We start from the raw sequence: 23,412 nt of genomic DNA on the forward strand, positions 1-23,412 counted from the left end.
TAGAATAGGTTCTAATGATTAAAAAAGTAACGTTTGTATGATTTTAAATTAATAAGAGTCTCGGTTTACGATGATAAATTTGCGGTTCAAATTAATTATAAACTCATAAAACAATGTTTTCAAAAATTGTACTTACATTTTTAACACTCTTTAGTGTAATTAGTATAAATGCCCAAGATATAGGTGTCCTAAAAGGAACTATTACTACAGAACAAGGAGAGCCTATTATGGGAGCAAATGTTCATGTTAAAAAAATAGCAAAAGGAGCAACTTCAAATGAAAATGGTACGTTTTTGTTAGATAAGATTGTTAAGGGGACATATCGTGTAGAGATTTCGTATTTAGGGTACAATACTATTATTAGTAATGTAGTTATTAATAAGGTAGAAACTATTCAGAACTTTGTTTTAAAAGAAAGTGCTTATCAATTAGAAGGTGTTGTGGTAACATCTCAAAAAAGAGAACAAAAAAATAAAGATGTGCCTATTGCAATTACTTCTTACGGAACAGATTTTTTAGAAAATCAAGGTACTTTTGAATATGATGCTTTGTCGGAATATGTACCGGGTTTTCAAGTGCAAATTCAAAGTGTTAACAATCCAGGGATTGTAGTAAGAGGAATTACAAGTGATAGTGGAGATTCTAGAGTAGAACCAAGAGTTTCTATTTTTCAAGACGGAGTTTCAATTAGTAAATCTAGAGGGTCTGTTGTAGAATTATACGATATAGAGCGTGTAGAAGTTTTAAAAGGACCACAAGGAACTTTGTTTGGTAGAGGTGCGCAAATTGGTGCAATGCATATCATTCAGAATAAAGCAAAAAATGAAACGTCTGGTGCTGTAAAATTAGGGTATGGTAACTTTAATCAGTTTTTGGCAACAGGACATTATAATACTCCTTTAGTAGACGATAAATTATTTTTTAGAGCTGCTGCTATATATAATAAAAGAGATGGATATATCGAAAACCTTTCTGGTGGAGATTTAAATGGAAAAGAAACAGTTGCTTTTAGAACCTCATTTAGATATTTATTAAATGACGATACTACTTTAGATGTAATTGCAAACTGGCAACAAGATACGCCTCCGGGAACTTCTTTTAAAAGTGGTACTTATGCGCCATTCGGCGGAGATACAAACCCAAATACTTTCGCAGACTTAGAAAGAGGAGAAGATTTAGGTTTAGACAGAACTGTTTGGGGTGTTACAGGTATTTTAAAACATGAATTTAACGATGTTTGGGATTTAACTTCTACAACAGCTTATAGAAAATTTAATTCTGATGAAGCTTTTGATGCAGACGGAACTGCGGCTCCTGCTTTATTTTTCCATGAAATATCAGAAGGAAAACAATTTAGTCAAGAATTTAGATTCAATTTTGATAATGATGATAAATTTAGAGGATTTTTTGGAGGAAACTTCTTTTATGAAAAAGGTTCTCAAAGAGTGCCTTGGGAATATAATGAGCAAAGTGTAGCAATGTTATTTTTAAATCCAGAAGCTTTATTAATTAATGGTGTACCAACGTTGTTACCAAATATACCAAATGATCCAGCTACTTTTGGACCGCTTGCAGGTGTTCCGTTAAATTCTTTTAATACAGAATCTAATACTAATTTTGGAGAAAATTATTCTGGAGATGTTTTTGCTGATGCTTCTTATGATTTCACCGATAAATTATCTGTTACTTTAGGATTAAGAGCTACCTGGGAAAACATTAATGCAGGATATCAAGTAACGGATTCAGAAAATCCTTCTGTTTTAGGGCACTTATTAGGTAGTTATCCAAATGTGTTGTTTGCATCAACAAATGGCGAAAAATTAGAAGCTAGTGAAAACTTTTTATCAGCCGTTGGACGTTTCGCTTTAAATTATGATGTAAATGATAATATTACATTGTTTGGTACGGCAGCCCGAGGGAGAAGACCAAATGTTATTAATGTAACAGCAACAGAAACAACTGTTTTATCAGACGAGACAGTTTGGTCTTATGAGGTAGGTGCAAAATCATTGTTTTTAAATAATAAATTACAATTTGATGTTAATGCGTATGTGTATGAGTATTCAAATTTTCAAACAACTATTTCTAAATTCGAAGATGGAGTCTTAACGGCAACGCCAGAAGATAGTGGAAGTGCAAGTTCTTTTGGTTTTGAAACGGCTATGCAATATGCGTTTTCTAAGACATCAAGTTTTTTTGCAAATTATAGTTATATAGATGCTTCTTTTGATGACGAAGACTCTAATGGAAATGCACAAGATTTAGCAGGAAATACGTTTAGATTAACACCTAAGAATTCTTTTTCTGCAGGATTTAATATCAACATAGATGCTACTAAAAATTTAAGCTACTTTTTTAGACCAACTTATACGTACAAATCTAAAGTGTTTTTTGAAGAAACAAATTTGCCAGATATTTCTCAAGATGGGTACGGAATCTTAAATTTTAAAACAGGTCTTGTAATTAACAAAGATTACGAACTTACTTTTTTTATGAACAATGCTTTAAATAAAGAGTTTATTGTTGATGCTGGTAATACTGGAGGAGCTTTTGGTATACCAACTTTTATTGCTGGGGCACCAAGATTTTTCGGAATGCAAGTAAAAGCGAACTTTTAAGAACGCTTATTATTAATAGAAAAGCTATCTTAATGTATTTTAACAAACATTTTAGATAGCTTTTTTTTAAACACAATTTATTATGCAAAAAACATTTTTAACTTCGCTTTTATTAATTGCCTTTAATTTTACGGTTTTAGGTCAAGAAGTAAAAACGATTATGACAATTGAAAGTATTGTAAAAAAGAAAGAGGATAGTAATAAAAACATTAAACCTAATAATGATGCTAGAATTATTTGGGCTGATAATTATAAAAATAAACAATCTGATATTGCATTTGTTTATTTGCATGGTTTTGGAGCAAGTGGTAGGGAGGGAGAGCCTATATTGAGTATGCTTTCTAAAAAATACAACGCAAATGTTTATGTGTCTCGTTTAAAAGAACATGGTATACAGAGAGATGATAGTTTTAAGAAGTTAACTCCAGAAAATTATATAGAAACAGCGAAAGAAGCTTTATCCATTGGTAAAATAATTGGTAAGAAAGTAATTTTGGTAAGTACATCTACTGGCGGAACTTTAAGCTTAAAATTAGCTTCGGAAGATGCTTCTATTTTAGGTTTGGTAATGTATTCTCCTTTTATTGGACTTAAAAATCCTGCATTTGCAGCAATTACAACTCCAGAAGGAAAAGCCGGATTTATAAAAATGAACGGAAGTGAAATTACAAAGCAGAAAAGACCTGAAGAAGAAGCCAAATATTGGTCTACTACGTATCATGTTAATGGTTATGAAGCCTTGATAAAAATGTTATTAGATAATATGAAGCCAGCAACTTTTGCTAAAGTTAAAGTTCCTGTATTTGTTGGCTATTATTATAAGAATGAAGAAGAACAAGATCAGGTGGTTTCTGTTGATGCAATTTTAAAAATGTATGATGAGTTAGGAACTTCTGCGGATAAAAAAGTTAAAGTTGCTTTTCCTGAAGCAGGAAACCATGTAATTGCGTGTGATTTAAGATCTAACGATTGGGAAGGTGTTTATAACGAAACAGTAACTTTTATTGATGAGGTAATTTTAGGAAAAGAACAAAAGTTCGATTTTGATTTACAAGGTCATAGAGGAGCGAGAGGTATATCACCAGAAAATACAATTCAGGCTTTTGAGAAAGCATTAGAGTTTGGTGTAAATACGTTGGAATTAGATGTTGTAATTAGTAAAGATGATAAGGTTGTAGTTTCTCATGAGCCTTGGTTAAATGAGGAAGTTACTTTAGATGCTAAAGGAAATCGCGTTACAAAAGAGGATGCTTTGGCTTTTAATATGTATAAGAATAAATACAAAAAAATTAAAAGTTATGATGTTGGTTCTATCGGAAATCCAAAATTCTTAGAGCAGAAAAAAGAGAAGGCTTACAAACCGTTGTTGTCTGAGGTGATTGCTTTTGCCGAAGCTAAAAATGAGGAGATTCGTTATAATATTGAAATTAAAAGTACGCCTGATGACGAAAAAAGAAAATTTCAACCTGCTGTAGCTAAATTTTCTGACCTTGTTATAGCGGAACTGATAAAAGCCAAAATTCCTAAAAAAAGAATAACGGTTCAAAGTTTTGATCCTCGTATTTTAGAATACATTCATAAGAAATACCCTGAGTTTATATTGGCATTTTTAACGTATCAAAATGATTTTGAAACGAATATGAAAATGTTAAGTTTTGTGCCAGAAATTTACAGTCCATATTTTGTTTTATTGAATAAAGATGAGGTGAAAACGATTCAAAATAAAAATATGAAAGTAATTCCTTGGACGGTCAATAAAAAAGAGGATATGGTAAACCTACTAAAAATGGGTGTAGACGGAATTATTACCGATTACCCTAATATTGCAATTCCTTTAAGAAAATAAGTTTATTTTAATAAAAATAGTGAAATCCCCCAATTTTATCGAGATGTTTATTTGAAGCTTACTATTTAATTAGTAAGTTTCTTGTAAATATGCTTTAATCTGTTGCTATATCAATAAATAAATATCAATATTTTAAAAATACTGTAAAGGCTGTATAAAATCTTAAAAAAGAAGAATATAAACAGTTTTTTCTGTATATATTTGTCATCAGTATAACAAAAATGACAAACAATAATAACAATCGTAATTTCAATAATCCTAATTGTTAGGACGGAAGGTTGTTGTTTAGAAATATATAAATAAAGCCTTCCTAATCGGAAGGCTTTTTTTTGAATCTAAAAATTAAAAACATGAGCAAAATAATGACGGTAGACATTTTGTCTAGCATTAAAGGAGCAAAACCATCGGAATCGGTGAATCAGTTATTTGAGGTAATTAAAAAAGCAAATACATCAAATTCTACTTCTAATAGCAATCATAATAATGCAGTGTCTTTAAATGATTTAAGAGAAGATGTTGTTATTGATAGTCCGCAAGCGGAAAAACAAATCATCATCGAAAACTTCCCAAAAGAAAAAAACGGCTATTTAGTAGTTTCTAAAGTGATAGAAGAATAATATGGAATCGCAAATACGTAAAATTCATCAGCAATTGGTGAGCAAAGAAATTTCGTGTACACAATTAGTGCAAGAAAGATTAGATTTATTAAAATCGAATACCCACAATACTGTCAATTCACTTTTAGATACGTTAGCGCTAGAATTGGCTGCAAAAGTAGATGCAAAAATTGCAAATGGACAAGAAATTGGTCTGTTAGAGGGAATTCCTTTCGGAATTAAAGATGTGTACATGGTACAAGGAACCTTAACAACTGCAAGTTCAGATTTATTAAAAAAATACAAATCGCCATATACAGCAACTGCCATTCAGAAATTATTTGATGCAGGTGCTATTCCTTTAGTAAAAGAAAATTGTGATAGTTTTGGACATGGTTCATCATCAGAAAACACCATTTTCGGAGCTGTTAAAAATGCGATTAATACAGAGTTGGTTTCTGGAGGATCAAGTGGAGGTTCTGCAGTAAATGTAGCAAAAGATTTTACGGTTTTTTCAATTGGTGGAGATACAGGAGGTTCTGTTCGTCAACCAGCAGGTTATAATAAAATCTACGGATTAAAGCCAACCTACGGAAGAATTTCTAGATTCGGATTAATGGCATACGCATCTTCTACAGATTGTGTTGGGCCTATTGCAAAATCCATCGAAGATATTAGAATTGTTTTAAATGTAATGAGTGGTAAGGATATTAAAGACCAAACTACGTATCCATCAGAAGCAATATCAGAAGAAAATATTTTAAATGCTGATGGAATTAAAACTGTTGGTTATTTTAAAAACTTTATAGATACTGATGCAATTGATCCGCAAGTAAAAGCAGATTTTTTATCAGCAATAGAAAAAATAAAAGCCAAAGGAATTGAAGTAAAAGAATTAGATTTCTTTGAATCTGATACCTTAGTTTCTACATACTATACATTAGCAATGGCAGAAACAGCATCGAATCTTTCAAGATTAGATGGTACTAATTACGGAAACAGAATAGAAGGCGATAATTTAAAAGATACGTATTCTATTACACGATCAGAAAACTTTTCTGAAGAATCTAAACGTAGAATTGTTGGTGGAAATCAGGTGTTATCGCAAGGTTTTTCTGATGAAATCTATTTAAAAGGATTAAACGTTAGAGATCAGATTGTAGCTAATTTTGAAAAAGATTTTAAGGAGGTAGATATTATTTTATCACCAGTTACACCAAATTCGCCACCAAAAATAGGCGATAGTTTAAAAGATCCGTTGGCAATGTATTTGTCAGATGCGTATACAGTTGGTTTTAGTTTAGGACAATTACCAACGTTAACAGTGCCACAAGGAACAGAAACAGGATTACAAATTACGGCAGCAAAAAATAATGACGAACTTGTTTTGAAGTTTGCTAACTTCTTAAAAGATACGATATAATGGAACTGGAACAATTAAATGAGCTTATTAAAAAGCACGACTTAGAGTTAGTAATCGGTATTGAAACGCACGTTCGATTAAATACAAAAACAAAGTTATTCTGTTCTTGTGCAAATCAAGAAATAGAACAACCAAATCAGAATATATGTTCGGTTTGTACTGGGCAAATGGGGGTTTTACCATCGATAAATAAAGAAGCAATTACCAAAGCTATTTATTTTGGAAAAGCGGTAAAATCTACTTTTTCTAATGAAGTTATTTCTTGGGATCGTAAACATTACGAATACCCAGATAACCCAAAGAACATTCAAATTACACAGTTTCACAATCCTGTAATTCCAGACGGACAAGTTTCTTGTTATAGAAATGATGGTTCGCAATTTACAGTGAGTTTAACGCAAGTTCATATTGAGGAAGATGCTGCAAAATTGATGCACGAAAAGAAAATTTCTTTGGTCGATTTTAACAAAGCAGGTGTTCCGTTAATAGAGATTGTAACCGATCCTTGTATTCGTCATATAGAAGATGCTTCTACGTATGCACAATACATTCAAAGAATTGTTCAGAATTTAAAAATCTCTGAAGCAAATCTTGAAAAAGGGGAGTTTAAATCTGATGTTTCTGTATCACTAAGAAAAAAACATACGTATGATTTAAACCCAAGAACAGAAATCAAAAACTTAAATTCTTTTAAGTTTATGGTAGATGCTTTAAAGGAAGAAATTGAAAAGCAATTAAATTACTACGTAGAAAATAAGGCGTTTAGACCAGACCAAACTACGGTTTTATGGGATGCAGATTTAAAGCAGACCAAAACCATGCGTAAAAAGGAATTTGAAGCAGATTATCGTTTTATTTCTGAACCAGATTTACCTTTTGTAAACATTAAAAAAGTAGTAGAAAGTATTGATGTAGATATTAGTTCTTTGCCTTTTGCAGTAGAATCTATTTTGATAAATGGTGGCGTTTTACCACAAGATGCTAAATTTTTTACAGCAGATTCTTTACGTTCTGCAGTATTTGTAGCTATCAATAATAAAATTAAGGATGCTTCTTTTGTAGCCAAAACATTGGTGAATAATATTGGTGCAGATGAGTATGAAAATATTCATGATGTAGCCCAATTAACAGAAATTTTCCAATTATTTAAAGATGATAAAATTACGTCTGTTTTAGTACAAAACGGAATTACATCATATTTAAAAGATAGAAACTTCGATTACAACAAGTATTTTGAAGACAATACTATTTCTGAAGATAAAATTAAAGATGCCGTTAAAAAAGTAATTGCAGAAAATGATGCCATTGCAAACGATATTAAAGCAGGAAATCAAGGGAAAGCTGGTATTCTTGTTGGTAAAGTAATTGGTATTATTGGTAAAGGAGCTTCAGGGAAAGTTATCCGTACGGAAATACTTGAGCAAGTTCAGAATTTAAAGTCAGGAGTTCAGGGTTCTGTGGATGCTGGAAGTTCTAAAAATGAAGTTGTAGGAGCAAAATCAAAAATAAAAGTTGAAGAAGAACTACAAACAGTTCCAATCATTATAAAAGAAGAATACAGAACGCATAAAATTTCTCAACTAACAGAAGGTACAATTAATGAAGAGGTAACTTTATCTGGTTGGGTTTCTAGTGTGAGAGATCATGGTGAATTAATATTTATTGATTTACGCGATTCAAGTAATGAAGTTTTTCAAGTACGTTTAAGTAGAGAAACATTCCCTAATTTAGATGAACTTGTTAAGTTAAAATCAGAATCTGTAATTTCTGTAACAGGAGTTGTGGTTCAGCGTAAAGAAGACGATTATAATGCTGGTTTAAGAACTGGTAAATTAGAATTAGAAACAGCAGCATTAGATATTTTAAATTTATCTAAAACGCTTCCTTTTGAAATAAAAAGAGCCATGAAAACGAACGAAACTACTCGTTTTCAATACAAGTTTTTAGATCATAGAAATGATGAGGTTCGTAAAGCAATTGTAAATAGACATAAAGTAATTAAGTTACTTCGTGATATTTTAGATGAAGAAGAGTTTTTAGAAATTGAAACTCCAATTTTAACTGCCGGAACAGACGAAGGAGCAAGAGAATTTATTGTTCCTACTAGAAAGCAAGCAGGTTCTTTTTATACATTACCTCAAGCGCCACAGCAGTTTAAACAAATGTTGATGGTAGGTGGTTTTGAAAAATATTTCCAGATTGCACGTTGTTTTAGAGATGAAGATTCTCGTGGAGACAGACAACCAGAATTTACACAATTGGACATTGAAATGGCGTACGCAAGTATGCAGCAAATCATCGATTTAAACACTAAAATGTTTAATGAAATTGTGAAGAAAATTTATGGTAAAAAATGGATTTTACGTCCGTTTGAAGTAATTACCTATAAAAATGCTATGGACAAATATGGTTGCGATAGACCAGATTTACGATATGGATTGCAAATGCAAGACATTACCGATATTGTAAAAGATACTACTTTTCAGGTTTTTAGCAAACCAATTGAAGACGGCGGAATTGTAAAATGTATTAAAGTTTCGGCTGAAGAACAAGGAGGAAAAAGAGTTTCTAAAGGTCAGATTGAGAACTTAACAGCTATTGCACAACAAAATGGTTTAGGAGGATTGGCATATATTATTGTAAATGAAAACGATTTACAATCGCCAATTATTAAGTTTTTAGGTGAAGAAATTGCTGCTAATATTATTAAAGCAACAGATGCTCAAGTTGGGGATATTGTATTTTTCTCAGCGTCAGATTATGCTACAGCAAACAAAGCGTTAGACGCTGTTCGTCAAGAAATGGGACGTATCTTTAAGTTGATTAATCCGAAAGAATTAAGACCAGCTTGGGTAGTAGATTTCCCAATGTTTGAAAAAACAGACGAAGGAAGATGGACATTTACACATAATCCTTTTTCTATGCCAGCAATCTATGATTTAGAAAAGCACATGACTGGAGAAGGAGAGGAGATTGGTACAATTATCGCTCAACAATACGATTTAATCTTAAACGGTTATGAGATTGGTGGAGGTTCTGTTCGTGCACATAAATCAGAAATTTTAGAAGCAACCTATAAAAATATGGGTTACAATAAAGAAGAAATGATGAAAAGTGTTGGAACGATGTACAAAGCTTTCCAATACGGAGCGCCACCTCACGGAGGAATTGCTTGGGGAGTAGATCGTTTAATGATGATTTTAGAGAAAAAAGCTTCTATTAGAGAAGTAATGGCTTTTCCTAAAACAGGTTCATCAGAAGATTTATTATTCAACGCACCTTCTATTTTGAGTGATAAAAAAGTAGAAGAGATGAATGTTAGAATTATGAGGAAGTAATTTTTTAAAGAATTCTTGTAAATATAAAAATCTCGCGAAAGCGAGATTTTTTTTGTTTTGGTTAAATATGATGTTCTCTATAATTTAAAAATGAGTATTAATAAGTAGAGTTAAGTTATTCTGGTTTTATTTTTAAGAAATCAGAATCTAAGAAACTAGGATTTGGATACTTGTAAAAACCTTCACCTGTAGAAACGCCCAATTTATTTTTATCAATAAAATTTTCTTTTAAGTATTTTACCGTTTTAAGGGCAAGTGGTTCTTGTGTTTCTTCTGCAGATGATACGTTAATATTATATACCGTGTTTATACCAACAGTATCTAATATTGCAAATGGACCAATTGGTGCTCCTGTAGCTTTCATCCAAGTTTTATCAATTGTATGAGGATCTGATACTTCATTAACCAATAAGTCTAAGCTTGCGCCTAAAAAAGGAACTAATAAAGAGTTTAATATATAACCTGGTTGCTCTTTATAAAGTGGTAATGGTAACATTCCTATTGCTTTAGCAAACATGATTAAGTCTTTAAAAACTTTAGGATCTGTTGTAGGGTGTCCCATTATCTCAGCGGTGTTATGTTTCCATATATTATTAGCAAAATGTAATGCTAAAAACTGCTTTGGTCTTCCTGTGGAATCAGCAAGTTGACTTGGTAGAAGTGTAGATGAATTTGTAGCAAAAATTGTTTTTTGGGGAGCAACTTTAGCTAAATTCTTATAAAAACTTATTTTAATTGCTATGTTTTCGGGAATTGCCTCAATCATTAAGTCAGCATCTTTTACAGATTCTGCTAAATTTGAAGTATAAGTTAAGTTTTTAAAGGTTACGTCTAATTGTTCTTTAGTTGCATTTAAATCTGTTTTAAAAGCCTTAGCTATGATTTTAAACTTTGATTTTGCTTTTTCTAAAATTTCATCATTAATATCATAAATACTAACGTTAAAACCATAAAAAGCAATTTGAAAAGCAATTTGATAGCCTAAAACACCACTTCCTGCAACAGTTATATTTTTATATTTCATTTTTTTATGTTTGCCAACATAAGTGTATCATTATTATTGATGCATTACATTTTGTTTATAACACATAAAGTTAGCATTTTCAATTAAATTAAACAATTCTTTTTCAGTCTAATAATGTTTTTGTTTTAAATAAAAACAATCTAAACATTGCTTAATTAAAAAATCTATCTTACTTTTGTTTCACAATGAAAAATAATACAATAAATACAGGTTGGTGGAACTCTCTTAATAATTAAGTGAGAAGAAACCTATATGTATAAAATATATTAAAAAAGGCTTATCTCACGATAAGCCTTTTTTTTATGATGATTTTTTAAGCATCCAAAGTAAAAAAAGATAAAGAGAAATGTTCCCTCGAGCGCAGTCGAGAGGTTCGAAAAAAAGTCTCGACTGCGCTCGACCAGATAAAAAGTAAAATGAAAAAATTACAATTTAAGACAATACATAAAACAAAAATGGCGGATACAGTTACTCCCGTAGGGCTGTACTTACGTTTTAGAGATAAATTCGCTAACACGTTGTTGTTAGAAGGTTCCGATTATCACAGTAAAGAAGAAAGTTTTTCTTTTATAGCGGTGGAGCCTATTGTTACTATGAAAGTAGATGATTCTCAATTTTCAGTTTCTCACAAAGGAACACAATTAGATGAGCAACCTATCAATAAAAACTTCTACGAGTTGTATGATAAGTTTAAAGAATCTATCCATTTAGATTGTCCTGCTGAACTAAAACATTTCAATGGTTTGTATGGATATAATACATTCGATTCTGTTCAGTATTTCGAAAATATAAAATTTACAAACAAGAAAGCACCTTCTGCAATCCCAGAAATGCAATACAGTTTTTATCGATTCATTATTGCTATCAATCATTTTAATGATGAAATGACACTGATAGAAAATATCGAAGAAGGCGCAGTATCTCGCATACATGAAGTAGAAACTATTATTGATGCACAAGCATTCAATACACAAAAATTCGAAATTATAGGCGAAGAAACTTCAAATACAACTGGCGAAGAATTTAAAGAATATGTAAGAAAAGCAAAATCTCATTGTAAAAGAGGAGACGTTTTTCAACTCGTATTATCACGCCAATTTCAACAAGAATTTAAAGGAGACGAGTTTAATGTGTATAGAGCATTGCGTTCTATCAACCCGTCGCCATATTTGTTTTATTTCGATTACGGATCTTTCAAATTAATGGGCTCTTCACCAGAAGCGCAAATTAAAATTTTTGCAGGTAAAGCAACCATCAATCCAATTGCAGGTACGTTTAGACGAACAGGCGATATGGCAGAAGATATTAAATTGGGTAAAAAATTATCCGAAGATAAAAAGGAAACTGCTGAACACGTAATGTTGGTAGATTTGGCACGAAATGACTTAAGCAAACATGCCGATAAAGTTACGGTTGAGGTGTTTAAGGAAGTGCAATATTTTAGCCATGTAATTCATTTAGTTTCTACCGTTAGAGGGAAGATTAAAGGAAACCCTATTGAAATTGTTGGAGATACTTTTCCTGCCGGAACGCTAAGTGGCGCACCAAAATATAAGGCGATGGAGTTGATTAACAAATACGAAAATCAAACACGTGGTTTTTATGGTGGCGCAGTCGGAATTATCGGCTTAGACGGTTCCGTAAATTTAGCGATTGCCATTCGTTCGTTTGTGAGTAAAAACAACGTTTTGTATTCGCAGGCCGGAGCAGGAATCGTTATTCATTCTGACGAGGACAAAGAACTACAAGAAGTAAATAATAAGTTAGCAGCGTTAAAAAAAGCGTTGATTTTAGCAGAGAATATTTAGGGCGTTCGAGCGGGCTTTCCATTATATCTTTTTATTTTAAAAAGAAAATAAAAAGGATGCCATTTCAATCCCTAACGCAAATTGAGAAATATGAAAATATTAATTTTAGATAATTACGATTCTTTTACCTACAACTTGGTTCACATGGTCGAAAAAATTACAGGAAATTTTCCTGCAGTTTTTAGAAACGACGAAATAAGTATTGTAGATGTAGGAAACTACGATATGATAATGTTATCGCCAGGACCAGGAATTCCAGATGAGGCAGGAATCTTAAAAGAAGTAATAAAAACCTACGCAGGCATAAAACCAATATTCGGAGTGTGTTTAGGCTTACAAGCCATTACAGAAGTTTTTGGAGGAACCATCATCAATTTAGAAGATGTTTTTCACGGAGTAGCCACAGAAATGAAAGTTACAGACAAAAACGCAGTAATATTTAAAGATGTTCCAGAAACATTTATGGCGGCACGTTACCATTCTTGGGCAGCAACAGACGAAGGTTTTCCAGAAGAAATTCAAGTTACTGCAAGAGATGAAGATGGATTAATTCAGGCAATTGAGCATAAAATATTTCCAATTTCTGCGGTGCAGTTTCATCCAGAATCTATTTTAACAGATGTTGGTGAGCAATTGGTTACGAATTTTATCAAGGCTAATAGTAAATAATAAGTTCTCGACAGCGCTAGAACTGACAAACAGATACTGAAATAAATTCAGCATAAAATGAAAGCAATTTTAAACAAATTATATAATCACGAGAGATTGTCTAAATCTGAAGCAACACAAATCTTAAAAGATATTGCTGCAGAAAAATACAATGATGCACATTTAGCATCGTTTATGACTGTTTTCATGATGCGTCCGATAACTGCAGATGAACTTGCAGGTTTTAGAGATGCTTTAATGGAATTGGCTATAAAAGTAGATTTATCAGATTATAATACTATTGATATTGTAGGAACTGGTGGCGATGGAAAAGATACATTCAATATATCTACCTTAACTTCTTTTATAGTTGCCGGAACCGGACAAAAAGTAGCAAAACACGGAAATTATTCGGTGTCTTCTCAATCAGGTTCTTCAGATATGTTAGAGAGTTTTGGGTATAATTTTACCAATGATGAAACTATTTTAAGAGAACATCTAGAAAAGGCAAATATTTGTTTTTTACATGCTCCTAAATTTCATCCAGCAATGAAAGCTGTAAGTGGAACAAGAAAAGCCTTGGCGTTAAAAACGTTCTTTAATATGTTAGGTCCTTTGGTAAACCCAAGTTCGCCAAAAAATCACATGTTAGGAACTTTTAATTTGGAAGTTGCACGTTTGTACAATTACATTTTACAAGAAGAAGATATCCATTACGGAATTATTCATGCCTTAGATGGTTATGATGAGATCTCTTTAACAAGCGGATTTAAGTTCTTTACAAAAAACGGAGAACAAATTATAAATCCAGAAGATTTAGGGCAGAAAAGAATTCAGCAATCAGAAATTTTTGGAGGAAACTCTGTCGCAGATGCTGCTGAAATTTTCAAAACGATTATTGGTGGAAAAGGAACAGAAGCGCAGAATAACGTAGTGCTAACAAATGCTGCTTTTGCGTTAACTATTGTAGATGATACCAAGTCTTTCGAAAATGCTTTTGTAGAAGCTAAAGATTCACTTTTTGGATTGAAAGCGAAAGAATGTTTACATTCTTTAATTACGAATTAATAATTATGAATTACGGCTCATGAAAAAGGATAATATAATTCAAATCAAAAGTTATAATTTCGCTGTTAGAGTTGTAAAATTATACAAGCATTTATCACAAGAAAAGAAAGAGTTTGTATTAAGTAAACAGTTATTACGTTCAGGAACATCAATAGGAGCAAATGTTGAAGAAGCAATTGGAGGTCAGAGTAGAAAAGACTTTTTTGCTAAATTAACAATCGCTTATAAAGAAGCAAGAGAATCTCATTATTGGATTCGTCTATTAAAAGATACCGATTTCTTATCTGAGATAGAATCGAAATCATTATTAACGGATATTGAAGAAATTTTAAAAATTATCGGAAGTATTCAAAAAACAGTAAGAAACACCAATTCGTAATTCTTAATTAAGAATTCATAATTATTTATATGACAATTTTAGATAAAATAATCGCATTTAAAAAGAAGGAAATTGCTAAGATAAAAGCAGAAGTTCCTGTTCAGAATTTAGTAAAAAGTCCAAGTTTTGGAAGAACACCTTTTTCATTAAAAAAATCTTTGTTAGAGGTTGGTTCTACAGGGATTATTGCAGAGTTTAAACGTCAATCTCCATCAAAAGGAATCATTAACGACCAAGCAACCATTGCAGATGTTACTAATGGGTATTTAGATGCAAATGTAGCTGCACAATCTATTTTAACAGATACTTCTTTCTTTGGAGGAACAATGGCTGATTTAATGGAGGCGAGAATCATCAATCAACAAAAACCTATTCTTAGAAAAGATTTTATTGTTGATGGATTTCAGATTGTTGAAGCAAAAGCTATTGGAGCAGATGTAATTTTATTAATAGCTTCTTGTTTAACTGCGACAGAACTAAAAAACTACGGAAACCTAGCGACAGATTTAGGATTAGAGGTTTTGTATGAAATTCATACACAGGAAGATTTAGATAAAATCAACGATTTAGACAATAAGATTATCGGAATTAATAATAGAAATCTAAATACTTTTGAAGTAGATTTAGAACATTCTATTAAGTTGGCAGGTCAAATTCCGGATACTTGTTTAAAGGTTTCAGAAAGCGGAATTTCTGATCCTAAGATAATTACGGGATTGAAAGAGTTTGGATTTCAAGGTTTTTTAATTGGAGAAAATTTTATGAAAACAGACAATCCGGGAGAAGCTTGTTTAGAGTTTATCAATCAAATAAGGTAAAAAAAAGTGTAACTGTGTAATTGTTGAATTGTGTAAAAGTCAGTTTAAAGAGATTGAGTGAAAACAATTACACAGTTAAACGAATAAACAATTAAGCAATATTCGGTATGAAATTAAAAGTTTGCGGAATGAAATTCACAGAAAATATCCAACAAGTTGCAGCGTTGCAACCTGATTATTTGGGCTTTATCTTCTATGAAAAATCAAAAAGAAATTTTGAAGGAATTATTCCAGAATTTTCTAATTCGATAAAGAAAACAGGTGTTTTTGTAAATGAATATGTAGAGATTGTTATTTCTTTAGTTGAAGAATATAGATTAGAAGCTATTCAGTTACACGGAGATGAATCTGTTGAGTATGTTATCAATTTACAAAAGCAATTAGCAGAAAACAGAGCTTTGTTTATTGAAGAAAATAAGACGATAAAAAAGCAAAAAAAAAAAAACTACATTTCTAAAAATGAAGTTGAGGTTATTAAAGTATTCGGAATTAAAGACGAATTCGATTTTGATGTTTTAAAACCGTATTTAGAAGTGGTAGATTTCTTTTTGTTTGATACCAAAGGAAAAGAAAGAGGCGGAAACGGAACAAAGTTTGATTGGTCTGTTTTAGAAAAATATCCTTTTGAAAAACCTTTCTTTTTAAGTGGAGGAATCGGTTTAGAAGATGCAGAAGAAGTACAAAAAATATTGAAATCTAATTTACCAATTTATGCTTTAGACGTAAATAGTAAATTTGAAAGTAAACCAGGAGTTAAGAAAATAGAAGAGTTAGAAAAATTTAAAAATAAAATATCTGTGTAATTGTGTAAACGTTGAATTGTGTAAAAAAGCACATCAACAGTTACACGATTAAACAAATAAACAATTACACAATTTAAGATATGAAATCAAAATTTCACCCAGACAAAAATGGTTATTACGGACAATTTGGAGGTGCATTTATCCCAGAATTGTTATATCCGAATGTAAAGGAATTAGAAGATAATTACCTTCAAATTTTAGAATCGGAAGAGTTTCAAGAAGAATACAAGTCGTTGTTAAAAGATTATGTTGGTCGCCCAAGTCCGTTGTATTTGGCAAAACGTTTATCAGAAAAATATGATGCTTTTATTTACTTAAAACGAGAAGATTTAAACCATACAGGAGCACATAAAGTAAACAATACGATTGGTCAGATTTTAGTAGCTAAGAAATTAGGGAAAACGAAGATAATCGCAGAAACAGGTGCAGGACAACACGGAGTTGCAACCGCTACAGTTTGTGCTTTAATGGACTTAGAATGTACTGTTTTTATGGGAGAGAAAGACATTGAGCGTCAAGCACCAAATGTTGCTCGTATGAAAATGTTAGGTGCAAAAGTGGTGCCTGCTTTAAGCGGAAGTAGAACTTTAAAAGACGCAACTAACGAAGCAATTCGGTATTGGATTCAGCATCCAGAAACGTTTTATTTAATTGGTTCTGTAGTTGGTCCGCATCCGTATCCAGATATGGTTGCACGTTTACAAGCAGTTATTTCAGAAGAAATGAAATGGCAACTAAAAGAAAAAACAGGAAAAGAAAATCCGGATACAATTATAGCTTGTGTTGGTGGAGGTTCTAATGCTGCAGGTGCTTTTTATCACTATATGGATGATGAAGAGGTAGAATTAATAGCGGTTGAAGCTTCTGGTTTGGGAGTTAATTCTGGTGAAAGTGCTGCCACTTCTCAATTAGGACAAGTAGGAATTATTCATGGTTCTAAAACCATTTTAATGCAAGATGAATACGGACAGATTATTGAGCCTTATTCTATTTCTGCAGGTTTAGATTATCCTGGAGTTGGTCCTTTACACGCATTTTTATACGAAAGTAAAAGAGCGAAGTTTATGGATGCAACAGATAGTGAAGCGTTGGCAGCAGCTTACGAGTTAACTAGAATTGAAGGGATCATTCCTGCCTTAGAAAGTGCACATGCTTTGGCCGTTTTACCAAAAATTAAGTTTAAAAAAGACCAGGTTGTGGTGGTTAATTTATCGGGTAGAGGAGATAAAGATTTAGAAACGTATATCAATCATTTAGAAGACTAATGAACTCTAAAATAGCACATATAGAAAGTGAGTTGGTGTCTTTAAGAGATGATTTAAAGAATCACGAATTGTACAAAAAACTAAACACTGTAGATGATATTAAAACATTTATGGAAGCACATGTTTTTGCAGTTTGGGATTTTATGTCGCTTTTAAAGGCATTGCAAATCAACTTAACAACGGTTTCAATTCCTTGGATTCCGAAGAAGAACACTAACTTAGTTCGTTTTATCAACGAAATTACGTTGGCAGAAGAAAGCGATGTTAATAAAGACGGCGTTTTAAAAAGTCATTACGAGATGTATTTAGATGCAATGCAAGAAATGAATGCAGATTGCTCTAAAATAGCTGGTTTTATAGATGAGATTTCTAAAGGTGAAGACGTTGTAAAATCGATTGAGAAATTATCAATTCATAAAAGTATAAAGGATTTTGTTTCTTATACTTTTAAGATAATTGATACAAATGAAGATCATAAAATAGCGTCAGCTTTTACATTTGGTAGAGAAGATATTATACCTGATATGTTTTTAAAAATTGTTGGTGAAACGACTTTAAAAAGTAATAAAAAGTTTGATAATTTTATTTATTACTTAGAAAGACATATTGAGTTAGATGGAGATGAACACGGACCTTTATCATTACAAATGATTGAGGAATTATGTGGAGATGATGATAAAAAATGGCAAGAAGTTTTAGAGGTTGCCAAAGAATCTTTACAAGTAAGAATCAATTTGTGGAGTGCTGTTGAAGAAGAATTAAAAAGTAAAAACGAACCAGTTTTAGCATGAAAAAATTAGAAACAATCTTTCAAGAAAAGAAAAATTTATTATCAATTTATTTTACTTGTGGTTATCCTAAATTAGATGATACTACCAAAGTAATTACTGCTTTAGAAAAAAGTGGAGTAGACTTTATAGAGGTTGGTTTGCCGTATTCAGATCCTTTAGCAGACGGACCTACGATACAAGATAGTAGCCAAAAAGCATTAGAAAACGGAATTAATTTAGACATTATTTTCGATCAGTTAATGACCATTAAAGAAACCAATAAAACACCTTTAGTTTTAATGGGATATTTGAATCAGATGATTAAATATGGTGAGGATAAATTTTGTCAGAAAGTAGTAGATTGTGGTATAGAAACTGTAATTCTTCCAGATTTACCAATGGTTGAGTTTGAAAATCATTATAAAGCATTATTTGAGAAATACGGAATTACGAGCGTGTTTTTAATTACTCCGCATACATCCGAAGAAAGAATTAGAAAAATAGATGCGTATTCTAAAGCGTTTATTTATGTAGTTGCTTCCGCTTCTATTACCGGTGCAAAAGGCGATATCTCTAATCAACAAATTGCATATTTTGAAAGAATTAAAAACATGAACTTGCAAAGTAATTTAATTGTTGGTTTTGGTATTTCTGATAAAGAAACTTTTACTACTGCTTGTAAATACGCCAACGGAACAATTATTGGTTCTGCATTTATAAAGAACTTAGGAGAAAATGGTATTGATAAAATTGATAATTTTATAAAACCTATAATAAGTTAAGAAACTCTTAAATATTTCTTAAAGAGTATTTAAAAAAACGTTATAAGCTTAATAAAGTTTAATTTGGTCATTAAAACCTCAGTAATAATGATTAAAAAGACTTTATTTTTTTATGCAGTTCTATTTAGTACAACTGTTTTAATTGCTCAAAGCACCTTAATAAGAATGCCATCTATAAGCCCAGACGCTTCTAAGATGGCATTTAGTTTTGATGGTGATATTTGGGTACTCGATTTAAAAACAAATCAGCCTAAAAGGCTAACAATTCATCAGGCTTATGAGACCAATCCTACATGGAACTCAGAAAGTAATCAGTTAGTTTTTACTTCTAATAGAAGAGGAAATACAAATATTTTTAAAACAGGTTTAAATGGAGGAATTCCTAAACAATTAACCTATTACCCTACAACAGATACACCGAGTCAGTGGAATGCTGATGGAGAAATTATATTTTCTAGTAATAGAATTTATAAAGGAACAGAAAGAGAAACATCAATTTATAAAATTAACGAAAACGGAGAAACTCCTAATCGTTTTATGACTGCTTTAGGGAGTCAGGCTTCTATATCGCCTAACGGTAATTTAGTTGCTTTTGTAAAAGGAACTTGTAGAATTTCTAGAGAAGATTATAACGGTCCTGCACAAAGAGATATTTGGATTTATAATATAAAGACCCAAGAATATCATCAAATTACTACAAGTAACAAAAACGATCATTCTCCGTTTTGGGATGCGCAAAGCAATTTGTATTATATAGGTGCAGAAAGCGGTAGATATAATATTTACAAAACTGTATTAAATACAAACGGTAGTAAAAGTAGTACAGAAAATAAGTTAACAGATTTAAAAGTTAATGGTGTTTTATCTTATTCTGTAAGTAACAATGGTACTATTATTTATAACAGCGGATTAGATGTTTTTAAAATAGAAAACGGATCAACATCAAAAATAAACCTAAACTTAGCAACAGATAATAGATTTGAGTTAGAAGAAACGGAAACTGTTTCTAACGGCATTAAAGATCTATGTGTTTCGCCAAACGGAAAATTAATAGCGTTAAGTATTAACGGAGAAATTTTTGTAAAAGAAAATAATAAGGATAAAAAGAAAACAAATAATGTTAGTAATAACCCTTTTAAAGAAGATAATCCTTTTTGGATAGACGATAATACATTAGGTTTTTTATCAGATAGAAATGGTCAAAATGAGTTGTATAAAGTTGTTTCTACAGATGATAAAGTAAATTTAAGTAGAAGTTTAAAAACGAAAGTTACAAAACTAACAAAAAGTAAAATTGATGTTTTTGAACCATTAGTTTCGCCAAACGGAAAGAAAATTTCTTATAGAATTGGTAGAGGACAATTGGTAATTGCAGATTTAAAAGAGGGTAAAATAGTTAACGTTAAAAGTTATTCTGATACTTGGGCAGCAGCAGAAGGAGTTTCTTGGAGTCCAGATAGTAAATACATTGCATATTCTCAAGATGATTTAAATTTTGATAGTGAAATTTATATTCAGTCTATAGAAAATCCATCTAAAAAGATAAATGTTTCTATGCATCCTAGATCAGATTCTTCTCCGGCTTGGAGTCCAGACGGAAAAAAACTTTCTTTTGTTTCTAATAGAGCAGGAGATAGAGGTGGTATTAATTATGATACTTGGATGATTTGGTTACAAAAATCTGATTGGGAAAAAACCAAAACAGATTTTGAAGAAGGAGATTATTACAGTTCTAATGAAGATGTTAAAAGCAAGGATGAAAAGAAAGTAGTTGCTGTAAAAATTGATGAAGATAAAATTTACGACAGACTTGTACAGTTAACAAATTGGGCAGGTAATGAAAGCGGAAGATTTTTTAGTGCAGATAGCAAGAGTATTTATATTGCAGCTTTAGATGCAACAACAGGTGAAAATGGTTTGTATAAATTAGACTTAAAAGGAGGCAAACCAAAATTAGTTAAAGGGGTTGGTAGTTTACGTGGTTATAGTTTACATAAGGATAACTTATATTATGCAGCAACAGGAAAGTTAAAATCTTTAAACTTAAAATCTGATAAAGTTTTATCTTTTTCTCATTCAGCTACCTATACAACTAACTTTAGTAAACTAAATGAACAAGTTTTTGAAGAAGGTGTTAGAGCAATTACTGCAGGTTTTTATGATCCTAAGTTTCATGGATATAATTGGGATAAAATTGTAGAAAGATACCGACCAATGGTTTTGGCTGCCCAAAGTAAACATGACTATTCTTTTATGTTTAACAATATGTTAGGGCAATTAAATGCAAGTCATATGGGATATAGAGGTAAAACGCCAGAAAAAGTTTCTAATGATAATATTGGGCTATTAGGCTTAGATGTTTCTAATGTAAAAAAAGGAGTTAAAATTAACTTTATTTTACCTAATTCTGCTGCAACAAAAACAACAGTTTCTTTGCAAAAAGGAGATGTTATTACAAATGTAAACGGAAAAGAGATTAAAGAAAATACCAACTTTTATAGTTTATTAAAAAACACTTCTGAAAACGAAATCTTATTAACTTTATCAGATAAAAGAGAAGTTGTAGTAAGAACAGAATCTACAGGTACTATAAGAGATTTACGTTATGAAGAATGGATAAACTCTAGAAAAAAGTTAGTTGATGAGTATTCTAACGGACAACTAGGTTATATTCATATACAAGGAATGAATTTACCAAGTTTTGAGCGTTTTGAAAGAGAGTTAAAAGCAAGTGGTTATGGTAAAAAAGGAATTGTAATAGATGTTAGAAATAATGGTGGTGGTTGGACTACAGATCGTTTAATGGCTGTTTTAACAGTGCAACAACATTCTTATACTGTACCAAGAGGCGCAACTGATAATTTACAAAGAGATAACAAAAATTTCTCAGGTAATTATCCTTTTAACGAAAGAGCTTTATTGGCTGTAAATACAAAGCCTTTAGTTGCTTTAACAAATGAAAGCAGTTATTCTAATGCAGAAATTTTTGCACACGCATTTAAAAGTTTTAAGTTAGGTAAAGTAGTAGGGCAACCAACCTTTGGAGCTGTAATTTCTACAGGTTCTCAAAGATTGCAAGATGGTTCTATTAGAATGCCTTATAGAGCTTGGTATGTTAAAGAATCTGGTATGAATATGGAAAACGGACCTGCAGTACCAGATATTTTAGTACAAAATAAACCGGGATGGAAAGCAAGGGGAGAAGATGATCAGTTAAAGAAAGCTGTAGAGGTTTTATTACAAGATTTAAATTAAATAATTAATAATAAGCATAAAAAAAAAGCGAAACTTAATAAGTTTCGCTTTTTTTTTGTAGTTTAAAAACTAGTTTAGTTATTAACGCTAATTAATTTTATATCGAAAGCTAAAGGAGTGTAACCAGGGATCGTATTATATCCATTTTCTCCGTAACCTAAAGTATAAGGAACTAAAAGAATACCTTCTCCACCTTCTTTAAAGTAAGGAATTCCTTCTGTCCATCCTTCAATTACTCCATTTAAATTAAATGCGACACCACTAACACTACTTTCATCAAAGATAGTTCCATTTAAAAAAGTTCCTTTGTAAGCAACAGTAACATTAGAGCTGCTTGTTGGTTGTGTTCCGGTCCCTTCGTTATTCACGACATAATACAAACCAGATTCAGTTTTTGTGGCAGTTAAATTATTGTCTTCAATATATTGTAAAATTGCAGCTTCATTTTGTTCTTCATAGTTATCATAAACAGCTAAAACTTCTATTTCAAAAACTAAAACAGTTCCACAAGGAATAGATCCAGTAGCGTTTCCTGATTCTCCAAAAGCTAATTCGGAAGGAATAATTAAAGTACCACTTCCACCTTCTTTAAATAGTTGAATTCCTTCACTTAATCCTGGGATTAAGGTGCTTAAGTTAAGTGTAATAGATTCTGTTTCGCTAGTATTAGTTCCATCTAAAAAATAGGTTTTATATTTAAGATCTACAATAGAATTTTCAGTTGGAGTTTCTCCTGTACCTTCATTGTTTACTGAATAATATAAGCCAGATGCTGTTTTTGTAGTTACTAAGTCATTACTCTCAATATATTCAATAATGTCTTCGTCTGTTTGAGGTGTGCAAGTAACTTCATCATCGCTAATACAAGAGGTGAAAAGAATTACTGATAAAAAAAGTGTTAAGTAGGATTTCATTCTATATTTTTAAGATTTGGCGCTAATATAAAATAATTACAAATGATTATAAATTTA

General features: G+C 31.4%; 16 protein-coding genes and 1 pseudogene. 15 read left to right on the top strand and 2 right to left on the bottom strand.

The genetic code is table 11. The features are described from left to right. Positions 1–113 precede the first annotated feature (113 nt). The 5 genes from GQS57_RS09005 (at position 114) to gatB/aspS (ending at position 9,821) form a co-directional block, all read left to right on the top strand. Positions 114–2,618: a TonB-dependent receptor gene (locus tag GQS57_RS09005; protein WP_165732530.1), complete on the top strand. Its 2,505-nt coding sequence runs from the start codon at positions 114–116 to the stop codon at positions 2,616–2,618. 82 nt (positions 2,619–2,700) lie between these two features. After that, positions 2,701–4,464, top strand: a complete 1,764-nt coding sequence (locus GQS57_RS18850; RefSeq protein ID WP_205860245.1) for a glycerophosphodiester phosphodiesterase family protein — start codon at positions 2,701–2,703, stop codon at positions 4,462–4,464. Positions 4,465–4,814: 350 nt separating this feature from the next. Next, positions 4,815–5,081, top strand: a complete 267-nt coding sequence (locus tag GQS57_RS09015) for a hypothetical protein (protein WP_165732531.1) — start codon at positions 4,815–4,817, stop codon at positions 5,079–5,081. 1 nt (position 5,082) lies between these two features. Beyond that, positions 5,083–6,483, top strand: a complete 1,401-nt coding sequence (locus GQS57_RS09020; RefSeq protein WP_165732532.1) for an amidase family protein — start codon at positions 5,083–5,085, stop codon at positions 6,481–6,483. Further along, positions 6,483–9,821: a bifunctional amidotransferase subunit GatB/aspartate--tRNA ligase AspS gene (gene gatB/aspS, locus GQS57_RS09025; RefSeq protein ID WP_165732533.1), complete on the top strand. Its 3,339-nt coding sequence runs from the start codon at positions 6,483–6,485 to the stop codon at positions 9,819–9,821. The genes GQS57_RS09020 and gatB/aspS overlap by 1 nt, the downstream gene beginning before the upstream one ends. Positions 9,822–9,936: 115 nt before the next feature. On the opposite strand, the pseudogene GQS57_RS09030 reads toward gatB/aspS, so the two are convergent. Further along, a pseudogene (locus GQS57_RS09030) lies at positions 9,937–10,854 on the bottom strand (3-hydroxyacyl-CoA dehydrogenase); the annotation flags it as partial. A gap of 407 nt (positions 10,855–11,261) precedes the next feature. Between GQS57_RS09030 and GQS57_RS09035 the strand changes: the two are divergent. The 10 genes from GQS57_RS09035 to GQS57_RS09080 all read left to right on the top strand — a co-directional run bounded on the left by GQS57_RS09035 (position 11,262) and on the right by GQS57_RS09080 (position 22,441). Beyond that, entirely contained in the window at positions 11,262–12,653 is a 1,392-nt protein-coding gene (locus GQS57_RS09035) for an anthranilate synthase component I family protein (RefSeq protein WP_165732535.1), read from the top strand. 90 nt (positions 12,654–12,743) lie between these two features. After that, on the top strand, positions 12,744–13,322 hold the full coding sequence (locus tag GQS57_RS09040; RefSeq protein ID WP_165732536.1) for an aminodeoxychorismate/anthranilate synthase component II: 579 nt from the start codon (positions 12,744–12,746) through the stop codon (positions 13,320–13,322). Between the two features lie 57 nt (positions 13,323–13,379). Continuing rightward, the gene (trpD, locus tag GQS57_RS09045) at positions 13,380–14,369 is read left to right on the top strand and encodes an anthranilate phosphoribosyltransferase (protein ID WP_165732537.1); all 990 of its coding nucleotides are present in this window, start codon (positions 13,380–13,382) and stop codon (positions 14,367–14,369) included. A 19-nt stretch (positions 14,370–14,388) separates the two neighbouring features. Further along, positions 14,389–14,748 (top strand): four helix bundle protein, encoded by a 360-nt coding sequence (locus GQS57_RS09050; protein ID WP_165732538.1) that lies wholly within the window; start codon positions 14,389–14,391, stop codon positions 14,746–14,748. 29 nt (positions 14,749–14,777) lie between these two features. Further along, entirely contained in the window at positions 14,778–15,566 is a 789-nt protein-coding gene (trpC, locus tag GQS57_RS09055; protein ID WP_165732539.1) for an indole-3-glycerol phosphate synthase TrpC, read from the top strand. Between the two features lie 128 nt (positions 15,567–15,694). Continuing rightward, a complete protein-coding gene (locus tag GQS57_RS09060; protein WP_240915457.1) occupies positions 15,695–16,369 on the top strand; it encodes a phosphoribosylanthranilate isomerase in 675 nt (224 codons plus the stop codon). Positions 16,370–16,449: 80 nt separating this feature from the next. Further along, a complete protein-coding gene (trpB, locus tag GQS57_RS09065; RefSeq protein ID WP_165732541.1) occupies positions 16,450–17,634 on the top strand; it encodes a tryptophan synthase subunit beta in 1,185 nt (394 codons plus the stop codon). Beyond that, on the top strand, positions 17,634–18,425 hold the full coding sequence (locus GQS57_RS09070; protein WP_165732542.1) for a DUF3050 domain-containing protein: 792 nt from the start codon (positions 17,634–17,636) through the stop codon (positions 18,423–18,425). The genes trpB and GQS57_RS09070 overlap by 1 nt, the downstream gene beginning before the upstream one ends. After that, positions 18,422–19,186, top strand: a complete 765-nt coding sequence (trpA, locus tag GQS57_RS09075; RefSeq protein ID WP_165732543.1) for a tryptophan synthase subunit alpha — start codon at positions 18,422–18,424, stop codon at positions 19,184–19,186. The genes GQS57_RS09070 and trpA overlap by 4 nt, the downstream gene beginning before the upstream one ends. An 87-nt stretch (positions 19,187–19,273) precedes the next feature. Next, entirely contained in the window at positions 19,274–22,441 is a 3,168-nt protein-coding gene (locus tag GQS57_RS09080) for a S41 family peptidase (protein WP_165732544.1), read from the top strand. Between the two features lie 74 nt (positions 22,442–22,515). On the opposite strand, the gene GQS57_RS19175 is transcribed toward GQS57_RS09080, so the two are convergent. Then, positions 22,516–23,355: an FKBP-type peptidyl-prolyl cis-trans isomerase gene (locus GQS57_RS19175; protein WP_306771850.1), complete on the bottom strand. Its 840-nt coding sequence runs from the start codon at positions 23,353–23,355 to the stop codon at positions 22,516–22,518. Between the last annotated feature and the right edge of the window lie 57 nt (positions 23,356–23,412).

It is taken from the genome of Polaribacter sp. 20A6, from assembly GCF_011378915.1.
Lineage (GTDB): Bacteria > Bacteroidota > Bacteroidia > Flavobacteriales > Flavobacteriaceae > Polaribacter > Polaribacter sejongensis.

Excerpts from the sequence above, each read along its gene's own strand:
- GQS57_RS19175 (WP_306771850.1), bottom strand. The coding sequence starts at position 23,355 with ATGAAATCCTACTTAACACTTTTTTTATCAGTAATTCTTTTCACCTCT.
- gatB/aspS (WP_165732533.1), top strand. The coding sequence starts at position 6,483 with ATGGAACTGGAACAATTAAATGAGCTTATTAAAAAGCACGACTTAGAG.
- trpC (WP_165732539.1), top strand. The coding sequence starts at position 14,778 with ATGACAATTTTAGATAAAATAATCGCATTTAAAAAGAAGGAAATTGCT.
- GQS57_RS09015 (WP_165732531.1), top strand. The coding sequence starts at position 4,815 with ATGAGCAAAATAATGACGGTAGACATTTTGTCTAGCATTAAAGGAGCA.
- GQS57_RS09005 (WP_165732530.1), top strand. The coding sequence starts at position 114 with ATGTTTTCAAAAATTGTACTTACATTTTTAACACTCTTTAGTGTAATT.
- GQS57_RS09070 (WP_165732542.1), top strand. The coding sequence starts at position 17,634 with ATGAACTCTAAAATAGCACATATAGAAAGTGAGTTGGTGTCTTTAAGA.
- GQS57_RS09040 (WP_165732536.1), top strand. The coding sequence starts at position 12,744 with ATGAAAATATTAATTTTAGATAATTACGATTCTTTTACCTACAACTTG.
- trpB (WP_165732541.1), top strand. The coding sequence starts at position 16,450 with ATGAAATCAAAATTTCACCCAGACAAAAATGGTTATTACGGACAATTT.
- GQS57_RS09020 (WP_165732532.1), top strand. The coding sequence starts at position 5,083 with ATGGAATCGCAAATACGTAAAATTCATCAGCAATTGGTGAGCAAAGAA.
- trpD (WP_165732537.1), top strand. The coding sequence starts at position 13,380 with ATGAAAGCAATTTTAAACAAATTATATAATCACGAGAGATTGTCTAAA.
- GQS57_RS09060 (WP_240915457.1), top strand. The coding sequence starts at position 15,695 with ATGAAATTCACAGAAAATATCCAACAAGTTGCAGCGTTGCAACCTGAT.
- GQS57_RS18850 (WP_205860245.1), top strand. The coding sequence starts at position 2,701 with ATGCAAAAAACATTTTTAACTTCGCTTTTATTAATTGCCTTTAATTTT.
- GQS57_RS09080 (WP_165732544.1), top strand. The coding sequence starts at position 19,274 with ATGATTAAAAAGACTTTATTTTTTTATGCAGTTCTATTTAGTACAACT.
- GQS57_RS09035 (WP_165732535.1), top strand. The coding sequence starts at position 11,262 with ATGAAAAAATTACAATTTAAGACAATACATAAAACAAAAATGGCGGAT.
- trpA (WP_165732543.1), top strand. The coding sequence starts at position 18,422 with ATGAAAAAATTAGAAACAATCTTTCAAGAAAAGAAAAATTTATTATCA.
- GQS57_RS09050 (WP_165732538.1), top strand. The coding sequence starts at position 14,389 with ATGAAAAAGGATAATATAATTCAAATCAAAAGTTATAATTTCGCTGTT.